The organism is Nocardioides panzhihuensis (assembly GCF_013408335.1).
Classification (GTDB): Bacteria; Actinomycetota; Actinomycetes; order Propionibacteriales; family Nocardioidaceae; genus Nocardioides; species Nocardioides panzhihuensis.
This window is the reverse complement of the sequence record NZ_JACBZR010000001.1, coordinates 3,414,163-3,426,429: the sequence shown is the minus strand read 5'-3', so window position 1 is coordinate 3,426,429 and position 12,267 is coordinate 3,414,163. Positions and strand designations below refer to the sequence as shown.

The following is a 12,267-nucleotide window of genomic DNA, read 5'->3' as shown; positions in this document are numbered from 1 at the left end:
ATAACAAGCCTCAGGCCGCCACGTCCGTACGCTTTGTTCCCCTCGACGGAGGTGGCGGCATGAGTCTGCTTGCCGAGAAGACACCGGCCCGGACGTACGCCGCTCACGCCAAGCCGTGGTGGCAGCGCACCCTGATGACCAGGGACGCGGCGATCATCGCACTGCTCGTGGTGGTGTGGACGTACGCGTCGATCGTGATCCTCAACTTCTCCGACCCGATCACGGTCTACTTCCTGGTCCTGGACGTCACGCCGATCCTGCTGATCGCGCTGCCGATGACGCTGATCATCATCACCGGCGAGATCGACCTCTCCGTGGCCAGCGTCGTCGGGCTCTCCAGCGTCCTGTTCGGGGTGCTGCACCGCGAGGGTGTGCCGATGGTCGCCGCGATGGTGCTCGCCCTGCTCGCCTGTGCGGTCGCGGGAGCCTTCAACGGGGTGCTCGTCACCCGCTTCGGGCTGCCGTCGCTGGCCGTCACGATCGGCACGATGGCGCTCTTCCGCGGCATCGCCGTCGGTGCGCTCGGCACCACGGCGATCACCGACTGGCCCGACGCCTGGGGCGACCTCGTACAGGCTCGGATCGGCGACAGTCAGATCCCGCTGATGACGGTTCCCCTGGTCGCCCTGATCGTGATCTTCGCCGTGGTCCTGCACTTCACGCCCTTCGGGCGCGGCATCTTCGCCGCCGGTCTCAGCAAGGACGCGGCTCGCTTCTCGGGCGTCAACGTCGACCGTACGAAGCTGATCCTGTTCACGCTCAGCGGGCTGGTCTCGGGGCTGGCGGGCATCTACTTCACGTTGCGCTACGGCAGCGCGCGGGGCGACAACGCCACCGGGCTGGAGCTCCAGGTCGTGGCGGCGGTGCTGCTCGGTGGGGTGTCCATCTTCGGTGGTCGAGGGGCCATCCCTGGGGTCATCGCCGGTGTCGTCCTCATCGGCACGATCGGTAGCGCGCTGCGCCTGGACGGGCTCAGCGCCAACATCATCCAGATCATCACCGGCGTACTTCTCATCGCAGCGGTCATCGCGGCCAGCGTTCTCGGTTGGACCGGTCGCATCGTCGGCACCTATCGCCGGCAACACAGCTCGGATGAACCATCCTCAAAGCAGTCTCCTCAAAGAAAACGGAGTGAGTGACATGACCAGCAAGTTCCGACGCGCAGGCAGTGCCGTCGCCATCGTTGCGGCCCTCGGCCTCGCCCTGTCCGCCTGTGGCGGCGGGAGCGGTAGCGGCGACGAAGGCGAGGGTGGCGGCGACACCAGCAGCATCACCTTCATCCCCAAGAACCTCGGCAACCCCTACTTCGACGCCTCCGACAAGGGTGGCAAGAATGCCGCGAAGGAGATCGGCACGAAGTGGGCGCAGGTCGGCCCGACCGAGTCGACCCCCGACTCCCAGGTCAGCTTCATCAACACCGCGACCCAGCAGCGGGCAGGCGCGCTCGTGGTCTCCGCCAACGACCCGACCGCCATCGGTGACGCCCTCGAGGAGGCTCGCAACGCCGGCACCAAGGTCGTCACGATGGACTCCGACACCGAGCCGCAGTTCCGCGACGTCTTCGTCAGTCAGGCCGACGCCGCCGGCATCGCCAAGAGCCAGGTCGACCTGATCGCCGAGCAGATCGGTGGAAAGGGCGAGGTCGCGGTCCTCTCCGCGGCGGCCAACGCCACCAACCAGAACGAGTGGATCAAGCTGATGGAGGAGGAGCTGGCTGCCAACCACCCCGACATCAAGCTCGTCCAGACCGTCTACGGTGACGACGACGACCAGAAGTCGTTCGACAAGACCGCCGGTCTGCTGCAGTCCCACCCGAACCTCAAGGGCATCATCAGCCCGACCACGGTGGGCATCGCGGCGGCCGCGCGCTACCTGTCCGACTCGCAGTACAAGGGCAAGGTCGCGCTGACCGGTCTGGGCACCCCGAACCAGATGCGGGAGTACATCAAGGACGGCACCGTGAAGTCCTTCGCGCTGTGGGACCCCGAGCAGCTCGGCTACCTGTCCGCGTACGCCGCCGACGCGCTCGCCTCCGGTGACATCGAGGGCAAGGAGGGCGACAAGTTCGAGGCCGGTGACCTCGGGGAGTACACCGTCGGCGCCGACGGCGTCGTCGTCCTCGGCGAGCCGACCGTCTTCGACGAGTCGAACATCGACGACTTCGACTTCTGAGGTCCGAGCAGTTACCCCAGTCCGCCGCCGAGCTGTGAAGACAGCTCGGCGGCGTTCTTCACGCAGCGCAGGGGCTGGGCTTCATGCGTCTGTCAGGAGAGACGGCCCAGGGTCGAGGCGCGGGCGACGAGCTCGGGGGTGAAGACGACCTGCTCGTGCTGGTGCCCAGGCTCGCCGACCTCGTCGAGAAGCAGCTCGGCGGCACGGCGGCCGAGGTCGTGGCGCGGCTGCCGCACGGAGGTGAGCGGCACGGCCGCGGCTGCGGCGAACTCGATGTCGTCGTAGCCGACGATCGCGAGGTCGCCGGGCACGGTCCGGCCGCTGGAGATCGTCTGCTGGAGCAGTCCGAGCGCGAGCAGGTCGTTGGCGCAGAACGCGGCGGTGGGGCGGCGTCGCGCGGGCAGCCCGACGAGCCGCTCGCCGGCGGCGCGACCACAGGCGACGGTGGGGGCCTCGCAGGAGAGCGTCACCAGGTCCTCGGGCGGGAGTCCGGCCTCGGCCCAGGCCTGCCGGGCACCCTCGCCGCGGTCGCGGACCTGTCCGATCGACTCCGGGCCACCGACGTACGCCACCCGCTTGTGTCCGACGTCGATGAGGTGCTCGACGGCGAGCCGCCCGCCGAGGACGTCGTCGACGGCGACGGAGCAGAAGGAGGACCCCGCACGGGTGCGGTCGACGATGACGACCGGGGTGCCGCGCTCGATCAGCTGGTCGATCTGCGGATCGTCGGGGTCGACCGGGGTGATCAAGATGCCCTGGACGCGCTGCTGCTGCAGGTGGGCCAGGTGTGCGCCCTCGCGGGCCGAGCGGCCGTCGCTGTTGCACAGGAACAGCGAGAGCCCGGCCGTCTCGGCGGCCAGCTCGATGCCACGGGCCACGTCGGTGAAGAACGGGTTGCCGGCGTCGAGCATGACGTAGGCCAGCGAATGGGTGCTGCCGGTGCGCAACGACCGGGCGGACTCGTTGCGTACGAATCCGAGGTCTGCCATCGCCCGCTCCACCCGCTCGCGTGTGGTTCGGCTGACCCGCTCGGGGCGGTTGAGCACGTTGGACACGGTGCCGAGAGAGACGCCGGCGGTGGCCGCGACATCCTTGACCGAGGCGCTGCGAGATGAGCCCGCAGCCGGGGTGATCGCCACCTGGGCTCCTTCCTGAAACGTTCAATCGCAGCATAGGGCCTGGTTGGCGCTGTGACGAGGAAGCGCGGCACGCCCGATTGACCGATTTGGGCATGCTAACTAGCGTCCGTGTCTAAATCGTTTCATCGGAGGTCGTCATGGAGCGCGTCTGCTTTCAGCTGCAGGTCAAGGTCGAGCGCATCGAGGAGTACAAGCAGCGTCATGCCGCCGTCTGGCCCGACATGCTGCGGGCGCTCGCGGAGACCGGGTGGCACAACTACTCGCTGTTCCTCCGACCCGACGGGGTGCTCATCGGCTATGTCGAGACTCCCTCCATCGAGGCCGCCCAGGCTGGGATGGCGGCGACCGAGGTCAATGCCCGCTGGCAGGCGGAGATGGCGGAGTTCTTCGAGGATCTCGACGGTATCGCGCCCGACGAGGGCTTCCTGCGCCTCGAGGAGGTCTTCCACCTCGAGGACCAGCTAGGTCGCCCCTGACCCCGAAGCGTCAGTTCTCGACCCCGAGGAGTCAGTTCTCGACCCCGAGGAGTCAGTTCTCGACCCCGAGGGGTCAGTTCTTGACGCCGAAAAGTCAGTTTCTGAGTGCGAGACGTCGATTCCTGTACGCGGAATGGGACCGCGGCCAGGAACTGACGTCTCGTGGCCAAGAACTGACCTCTCGCGGTCAGAAGCTGACGTCTCGCGGGGAGTGCTGAAACGCAACGAACTCCACGCTCCTCTTGACGCACGTGACGTGCGCCACTAACGTCGGATCCGCGATTTGAAACCTTTCAACCGCACACAGAGAGGCTCACCGATGACGACGTTCGACCAGATCTCGGGCGACCTGGCCGCTCTCGAGATCGAGGTCCCCTCATGGGCCTACGGAAACTCGGGGACCCGGTTCAAGGTCTTCGGCACCCCCGGAACTCCGCGCACCCCTGAGGAGAAGATCGCCGACGCGGCCACCGTGCACCGCTTCACCGGCCTGGCGCCGAGCGTGGCGCTGCACATCCCGTGGGACCGAGTCGACGACTACGCGGCCCTGCGCACCTATGCCGAGGACCAGGGGATCGCGCTCGGCACGATCAACTCCAACACCTTCCAGGACGACGACTACAAGCTCGGTGCGCTCACCCACACCGACGCGAAGATCCGGCAGAAGGCGATCGACCATCACTTCGAGTGCATCGAGGTGATGGACGCGACGGGCTCGCGCGACCTGAAGATCTGGCTCGCCGAGGGGTCCAACTACCCGGGCCAGGCCGACATGCGCGGCCGCCAGGACCGGCTCGCTGAGTCATTGGCGACCATCTATGAGCGTCTCGGTGAGGACCAGCGCATGGTGCTGGAGTACAAGTTCTTCGAGCCGGCGTTCTACCACACCGACGTCCCGGACTGGGGCACGTCGTTCGCCCAGGTCAGCGCGCTCGGCGAGCGTGCCGCGGTCTGCCTCGACACCGGCCACCACGCACCCGGCACCAACATCGAGTTCATCGTGATGCAGCTGCTGCGGCTGGGGAAGCTCGGCTCCTTCGACTTCAACAGCCGCTTCTACGCCGACGACGATCTGATCGTCGGCGCGGCCGACCCGTTCCAGCTCTTCCGGATCATCGTCGAGGTGGTTCGTGGGGGCGGGTTCAAGTCCGTGGCCGAGGGCGGGGTCGCGTTCATGCTCGACCAGTGCCACAACATCGAGAAGAAGATCCCGGGCCAGATCCGCTCGGTGCTCAACGTCCAGGAGATGTCCGCCCGGGCACTGCTGCTCGACACCGACGCTCTCGCCAAGGCACAGGAGGACGGCGACGTACTCCTGGCCAACGAGATCTTCATGGACGCCTTCTACACCGACGTACGCGCCGATCTCGGCGAATGGCGTGAGAGCCGCGGCCTGGCCGCGGACCCGATGCGCGCCTACCTCGCCAGCGGCTACCAGGAACAGATCGAGACCGCCCGAGTCGGCGGCACACAGGCAGGATGGTCATGACCACCGCAGAAGAACTGATCGCGCGCTCGAACCGTCTCGGCGCCGACCCGAAGAACACCAACTACGCCGGCGGCAACACCTCCGCCAAGGGCATCGCGACCGACCCCGTGACCGGCGAGGACGTCGAGCTGCTCTGGGTGAAGGGCTCGGGCGGTGACCTGGGCACGCTCAAGGAGAGCGGCCTCGCCGTCCTCCGCCTGGACCGGATGCGTGCGCTCGTCGACGTCTACCCCGGTGTCGAGCGCGAGGACGAGATGGTCGCCGCGTTCGACTACTGCCTGCACGGCAAGGGCGGCGCGGCGCCGTCGATCGACACCGCGATGCACGGGCTCGTGGACGCCGCCCACGTCGACCACCTCCACCCCGACAGCGGCATCGCGATCGCGACCGCCACCGACGGTGAGGCGCTGACGACGTCGATCTTCGGCGACCAGGTCGTCTGGGTGCCGTGGCGCCGCCCCGGTTTCCAGCTCGGCCTCGACATCGCCGAGATCAAGACCAAGAACCCGCAGGCAGTCGGCTGCGTCCTCGGCGGCCACGGCATCACCGCGTGGGGCGACACCTCCGAGGAGGCCGAGAAGAACTCGCTCTGGATCATCGACACGGCCGCCGCCTACATCGAAGAGCACAGCAAGGTGGAGCCGTTCGGTCCCGCGCTCGACGGCTATCAGTCCCTGCCGGAGGGGGAGCGGCGTACGAAGGCAGCTGCTCTCGCCGCCACGATCCGTGGCATCGCCTCGGCGGACCAGCCTATGGTCGGTCACTTCGACGACTCCGATGTGGTCCTCGACTTCCTCGCGAGCGAAGCCCACCCGCGCCTGGCCGAGCTCGGCACCTCCTGCCCCGACCACTTCCTGCGCACCAAGATCAAGCCGCTGGTCCTCGACCTTCCGGCCACAGCCTCCGTCGAGGAGAGCATCGCCAGGCTGAAGGAGCTCGCGGTCGGCTACCGCGAGGACTACCAGGCCTACTACGACCGGCACGCGGATGCTCACAGCCCCGCGATCCGCGGCAAGGACCCGCTCATCGTCCTGGTGCCCGGCGTCGGGATGTTCTCCTTCGGGAAGAACAAGCAGACCGCGCGGGTGGCGGGGGAGTTCTACCTCAACGCGATCAACGTGATGCGCGGTGCCGAGGGGCTCTCGACGTACGCCCCAATCGAGGAGTCGGAGAAGTTCCGGATCGAGTACTGGGCGCTCGAGGAGGCCAAGCTCCAGCGGATGCCGGCGCCCAAGCCGCTCGCGACCCGGGTCGCCCTGGTCACCGGCGCGGCCTCCGGCATCGGCAAGGCGACCGCGAAGCGGCTCGCCGCCGAAGGTGCCTGTGTCGTGATCGCCGACCTCGATCTCGCCAAGGCCGAGGCTGCGGCCGCCGAGATCGGCGGCCCCGACGTCGCCGTCGGCCTCGCCGCGGACGTCTCCGACGAGGCGGCCGTGCAGGCGATGTTCGACGCGGCGGTGCTCGCGTTCGGCGGTGTCGACCTGGTCGTCAACAACGCCGGCCTGTCGCTGTCCAAGTCCCTGCTGGAGACCACCGAGCGCGACTGGGACCTCCAGCACGACGTGATGGCCAAGGGCTCGTTCCTGGTCTCCAAGGCGGCAGCGAAGGTGCTGATCGAGCAGGAGATGGGCGGCGACATCGTCTACATCTCCTCGAAGAACTCGCTCTTCGCCGGTCCCAACAACGTCGCGTACGGCGCGGCCAAGGCCGACCAGGCCCACCAGGTCCGCCTGCTGGCCGCCGAGCTCGGTGCGTACGGGATCAAGGTCAACGGCATCAACCCCGACGGGGTGGTCCAGGGCTCCGGCATCTTCGCCGGCGGCTGGGGCGCCAAGCGGGCCGAGGTCTACGGGGTCCCGGAGGAGGAGCTCGGCAAGTTCTACGCCCAGCGCACCCTGCTCAAGCGCGAGGTGCTGCCGGAGAACATCGCCAACGCCGTCTTCGTGCTCTGCGGCCCCGACCTGACCCACACCACCGGACTGCACGTGCCCGTCGACGCAGGCGTGGCCGCCGCCTTCTTGCGATGAGCCGGATGAGTCGACACGTCAGGGTCGCGGCAGTCGACCTGGGTGCCACCTCCGGCCGGGTGATGTCCGGCCGGATCCGTGGCGACCGGGTCGAGATCGACGAGCTGCACCGCTTCCCCAACGGTGCGGTACGTGTCCGCGGCTCGCTCTTCTGGGACGTGCTCGGCATCCACCGCGAGATGCTCGCCGGCATCCGTGAGGTGGCCCGGACCGGGCCGCTGCACGGCATCGGGATCGACTCCTGGGCCATCGACCACGGGCTGCTGGACCACGACGGCCAGCTCCTCGGCCAGGTCTTCAGCCACCGCGACGCCCGCGTCGAGGGGGTCGCGGAGAAGGTCCTCGCCCAGATCGGCGCGGCCACGCTCTACGGCACCACCGGCATCCAGCAGCTCCCGTTCAACACGCTCTACCAGCTCGTCGCGGCGCGCGGCACCACCGCGCTCGACTCCGCCGAGACGATGCTGCTGCTGCCGGACCTCCTCGGCTACTGGCTCACCGGTGCGATCGGCGCGGAGCGCACCAACGCCTCGACCACCCAGCTCTACGACGTCCGTCAGGGCACCTGGGCGGTCGACCTGTGCCGGGAGCTCGGGCTTCCCGAGGGGGTCCTCCCGCCCCTTCGGGACCCGGGCTCTCTCCTCGGCCCGCTGCTGCCCGACGTCGCCCAGGACCTGGGCGTCTCCGGCGACGTGCCCGTGGTCGCGGTGGGCTCGCACGACACCGCCTCGGCGGTCGTCGGCGTCCCCGCGGAAGCCCGCGACTTCGCCTACATCTCGTCCGGGACCTGGTCGCTGGTCGGCCTCGAGCTCGACCGGCCGGTGCTGACCGAGGAGGCCCGGCTCGCCGACTTCACCAACGAGGTCGGCATCGACGGGACCATCCGGTTCCTCAAGAACGTGATGGGCCTGTGGGTCCTGTCCGAGTCGCTGCGCTCCTGGAGCGAGCGGCGCTACCCGGCCGCCGAGCTGGGCCCGCTGCTCGCCGCCGCGGCCGAGCTCGAGCCGCTGCGTACGGTGGTCGACATCAACGACCCGCGGCTGCTCGCGCCGGGCACGTCTGCCGACCCCATGCCGGAGCGGATCGCCGCGCTGGCCGCGGAGGCCGGGGAGGCGATCCCGCACTCGCCGGCCGCGATCACCCGCTGCATCCTCGACAGCCTCGCCGTCGCCTACCGACGACACGTCCGCACCGCGGCCGCCCTCGCCGGCACCTCGCCCGAGGTCGTCCACGTCGTCGGCGGCGGCTCGCAGAACCAGCTGCTCTGCCAGCTCACCGCCGATGCCTGCGGTCTGCCGGTCCTCGCCGGACCGGTCGAGGCGGCCGCGCTGGGCAACGTCCTGGTCCAGGGCCGCGCCCTCGGGGCCGACCTGCCCGACCTGCCCGCGATGCGAGACCTCATCCGCCGCTCCTACGACGTACGCCGCTTCGAGCCGCGCGACGGCCTCGACTGGGCCGCCGCCGAGGCCCGGCTGCCGTCCTGACCATCGACCTCCACCGCCCGGAAGGCCCCCACATGACCGACTCGCTCCCCGACCCCCGGCTCGACCGGCGTACGTTGTTCGGCGCTGCCGCTGCCACCCTCGGCGCCGCCACCGTCCTCGGCAGCCCTTTCGTGGTCTCCGCGGCGGCCGCCGCTCCCGGCTCGGCCGGTCTGCCGGCGCAGCTCGTCAAGGCGTTCCGCCGACCGGGCACGGCCACCGCGGCGGGCTTTCGCTGGTGGTGGCCGCACGGCCTCGTCGACCCGGCCGAGATCGTCCGCGAGGTCGACCAGGTCGCCGACGCCGGATTCGGGGTCCTCGAGATCGCCGACGTCACGCACAGCCTCCGCGCCCGCGGCATCGACATCGACACCGCGACCCACGGCTGGGGGACCGCTCCGTGGGTGGCCGGCGTCAAGGCCGCCCTCGCGCAGGCGGCCGAGCGGGACGTCCGTGTCGATGTGACGGTCGGTCCCTCGTGGCCGGCCGCGGTCCCGACGATCACGCCGGACGACGAGGCGGCCTGCACCGAGCTGGTGCACGGGCAGGCGACGGTCACCGCCGGGTCGACCTACGACGAGGCCCTACCCGAGCCGGTCGTGGAGGCCTCGGCCGGAGCGACCCGCGCGGAGCTGGTGACCGTCCAGGCGCACCGGGTCACCGGCTACGTACGTGACCGCAACAACAACATCACCAGCACGATCCTCGACCCGGCCTCCTACCTCGACCTCAGCGCAGACGTCGAGGGCGAGCACCTCACCTGGACCGCTCCTGCAGACCCGGCCGGTGCCACCTGGGTGCTGCTGGCGACCTGGCAGCGCGGCTCGGGCCAGGAGCCCGAGGCGGGTCCGCACACCTCGCCCCGTTCCTACGTCGTCGACCACTTCAGCCGCCGGGGCGCCCAGAAGGTCATCGACCTGTGGCAGGACCGGGTGCTCGACGGCGAGCTGCGGACGCTGCTGCGCGCCGCGGGCGGCTACCTCTTCGAGGACTCCCTCGAGATCGAGACCGAAGCGACGGTCTGGACAAGGGACCTGCTCGACGAGTTCGAGGCGAAGCACGGCTACGACCTGCGGCCGTGGCTGCCGAACGTGTTGGAGAAGGACGAGAAGTACCAGTTCTCGATGGCGGCCACCGACCCCGCGACGGCAGACGGCCTGCGTACCAACGAGGTCCGGGACGACTTCAACATCGTGCTCTCCGACCTCTACCGCGACCAGCACCTGCGCCCGATGCAGGAGTTCGCCAAGACGCTCGGCATGGGGATCCGGATCCAGCCCTACGGCCTGGAGACCGACACCATGCAGCACTCCGCGGTGGTCGACGTGCCCGAGACGGAGTCGCTCGGCTTCAAGAACCTCGACGACTACCGGGTCATGGCCGCGGGCCGCGACCTGGCCGGCCACAAGATCCTGTCCTGCGAGGCGATCTGCTACAACGGCGCCGCCTACAACACGACCTGGGGCGCGAACAGCACGAGCCCGACCGCCCAGAACCAGGCGCTCTTCACGATCAACAGCATCTTCGCCGCCGGCGTGAACCAGCTGATGATCCACGGCTTCCCCTACGCGAAGGCGCCCGACGTCACCTGGCCCGGCTTCGCCGCGTTCTCGCCGTACTACAACAACGCCATCGGCTTCGGCGAGGCATGGGGGCCGCGCACTCCGCAGTGGGAGCACGTCCCCGGCATTGCCGCCTACCTCGCCCGGACGCAGCTGGTGCTGCAGACCGGCGCCCCGAAGTACGACATCGCGTTCTGGCGGCACAAGGGCTGGGCGTCGACGGGCATCGGCCCGCAGTGGATCACCAACAACGGCACCAAGCTCGGCTGGTCGCACTCCTTCGTCAGCTCGTCGCTGCTCGCGCTCGACGGTGTCGACTTCGCGAACGGACGGCTGGCTCCCGATGGCCCCGCCTACAAGGCAGTCGTCGTCGGCCCGGACTCGTTGCGCGGCAACGTGTTCACGATGGACGTCGACGGTGCGAAGCGACTGCTCGCCCTCGGCCGCAAGGGCCTGCCGATCGTGCTCATCGGCGACTGGTCGCAGGCGACCGCGGCCGGTCGCGACGACGCCGCGGCGACCGCGGAGGTCCGCTCGCTGATGGCCGAGGTCGGCGCGCTGGCCACCACCCGCACCGTCCCCGAGGCAGAGGTCGGCGGCGCGCTGGCAGCCCTCGGCGTCGTACGCGATGTCGAGCACGCCGATTCCACGGTGATGCACGTGCGCCGCAGCGCGGGCAAGATCGACCTCTACTATCTGGCCAACGCCCGGCATGCCGAGAACCGGCGGCTCAACCCGGTGCAGCAGGACGTCTGGCTCACTGCCGCCGACCGGACGGCCGTCCCGTGGCTGCTGGACGCATGGACGGGGAAGACCACCCGGATCGCCGCCTACGAGCGCGCCGGAGACCGCATTCGGGTCCGCATCGACCTGGTCCCCGGCCAGTCCACCGTGGTCGCCCTCGCGGCCCCGGGCGCGGGCGTCGCCCGCTCCGTACTCCCCGTCGCCACCGCTGGTCAGACCGTGGTGGCGCGGGGCGCCAACGCCGCGCTGCGTACGACGACGGCCGGTGCGTTCGAGCTCACCTTGGCCGACGGACGTACGGCGAAGGTCGTAGTCGATCGCGTCCGCGAGCCCGTCGTGCCGCAGTCGTGGAGCCTCGAGCTCGAGGACTGGAAGCCCGCGTACTCGGCTGATCCGAAGGACCTCGCGACGACCAAGGAGAGCACCACCCGCGACCTCGCCTCGCTCCAGGCCTGGTCGAAGATCTCCGGCTCCGAGGACGTCTCCGGCATCGGTCGCTATCGCACGAGCGTCGACCTCGGCACCGACTGGACGGCGGACGACGGTGCCTACCTGGAGCTCGGCGAGGTCAACGACACCTTCCGGGTGCGTGTGAACGGCGAGCTGCTGCCCGCGCTCGACCCGATGGACCCGGTCGTCGACCTCGGCCACGTCCTGGGGCCCGGCGCCAACACGATCGAGATCGAGGTGGCCTCGACGCTGCTCAACCGGCTGCGCACCGTCACCCCGTCGGTCTACGGCGTCGCGACCAGGCAGAGCTACGGGCTCGCCGGTCCGGTGCGTCTGGTGCCCTACGTCGAGAAGGTGGTGACCGGATGAGCACGATGTCGTCCCCGTCACGCACCCGCCCTCCGGCCCACCTACCAGTCGGCGTCATGCTGAGACAGGAGTGAACCGTGGCAGCCTCGGGCGATGCACGACCGTCCGCCTCGACCGACCTTCCGTCGGACGAGGTGGAGGTGCTGGCACTGTTCGCCCGGGGCTACACGATCGAGCGGATCGCGCGTGAGCTGGGTATCTCCGAGCGCACCGTACGGCGCCGGCTGCGGGCGGCCGCCGACTCGCTGGGCGCGGGGACGAGTGTGGAAGCGGTCGTGAGGGCCGTACGCACCGGGCTGATCTGAACCGATCTGATCCGGAGCTGTGCTGAACTGATTTGATGGGCAAGAAAAGACGA

9 protein-coding genes are annotated in these 12,267 nt (G+C 69.5%); 8 read left to right on the top strand and 1 reads right to left on the bottom strand.

The features are described 5' to 3' along the window. Positions 1–59: 59 nt before the first annotated feature. Together BJ988_RS16185 and rhaS are read left to right on the top strand one after the other, a co-directional pair. On the top strand, positions 60–1,139 hold the full coding sequence (locus BJ988_RS16185; RefSeq protein ID WP_179658899.1) for an ABC transporter permease: 1,080 nt from the start codon (positions 60–62) through the stop codon (positions 1,137–1,139). 1 nt (position 1,140) lies between these two features. Further along, positions 1,141–2,172, top strand: coding sequence for a rhamnose ABC transporter substrate-binding protein (rhaS, locus tag BJ988_RS16180; protein ID WP_179658898.1), 1,032 nt, complete (start codon positions 1,141–1,143; stop codon positions 2,170–2,172). Positions 2,173–2,264: 92 nt separating this feature from the next. On the opposite strand, the gene BJ988_RS16175 is transcribed toward rhaS, so the two are convergent. Next, positions 2,265–3,311, bottom strand: coding sequence for a substrate-binding domain-containing protein (locus BJ988_RS16175; RefSeq protein WP_179658897.1), 1,047 nt, complete (start codon positions 3,309–3,311; stop codon positions 2,265–2,267). Between the two features lie 137 nt (positions 3,312–3,448). Here BJ988_RS16175 and BJ988_RS16170 point away from each other — a divergent pair, with 137 nt between their 5' ends. The 6 genes from BJ988_RS16170 to BJ988_RS16145 all read left to right on the top strand — a co-directional run bounded on the left by BJ988_RS16170 (position 3,449) and on the right by BJ988_RS16145 (position 12,214). Beyond that, on the top strand, positions 3,449–3,787 hold the full coding sequence (locus BJ988_RS16170) for an L-rhamnose mutarotase (protein WP_179658896.1): 339 nt from the start codon (positions 3,449–3,451) through the stop codon (positions 3,785–3,787). Between the two features lie 319 nt (positions 3,788–4,106). Further along, on the top strand, positions 4,107–5,276 hold the full coding sequence (rhaI, locus tag BJ988_RS16165) for an L-rhamnose isomerase (RefSeq protein ID WP_179658895.1): 1,170 nt from the start codon (positions 4,107–4,109) through the stop codon (positions 5,274–5,276). Continuing rightward, positions 5,273–7,303: a bifunctional aldolase/short-chain dehydrogenase gene (locus BJ988_RS16160; protein ID WP_246321503.1), complete on the top strand. Its 2,031-nt coding sequence runs from the start codon at positions 5,273–5,275 to the stop codon at positions 7,301–7,303. The genes rhaI and BJ988_RS16160 overlap by 4 nt, the downstream gene beginning before the upstream one ends. A gap of 5 nt (positions 7,304–7,308) precedes the next feature. Then, positions 7,309–8,787, top strand: coding sequence for a rhamnulokinase (locus BJ988_RS16155; protein WP_179658893.1), 1,479 nt, complete (start codon positions 7,309–7,311; stop codon positions 8,785–8,787). 32 nt (positions 8,788–8,819) lie between these two features. Next, on the top strand, positions 8,820–11,909 hold the full coding sequence (locus tag BJ988_RS16150) for a glycosyl hydrolase (RefSeq protein ID WP_179658892.1): 3,090 nt from the start codon (positions 8,820–8,822) through the stop codon (positions 11,907–11,909). A 77-nt stretch (positions 11,910–11,986) separates the two neighbouring features. Further along, positions 11,987–12,214: a helix-turn-helix domain-containing protein gene (locus BJ988_RS16145; protein WP_179658891.1), complete on the top strand. Its 228-nt coding sequence runs from the start codon at positions 11,987–11,989 to the stop codon at positions 12,212–12,214. Positions 12,215–12,267 lie beyond the last annotated feature (53 nt).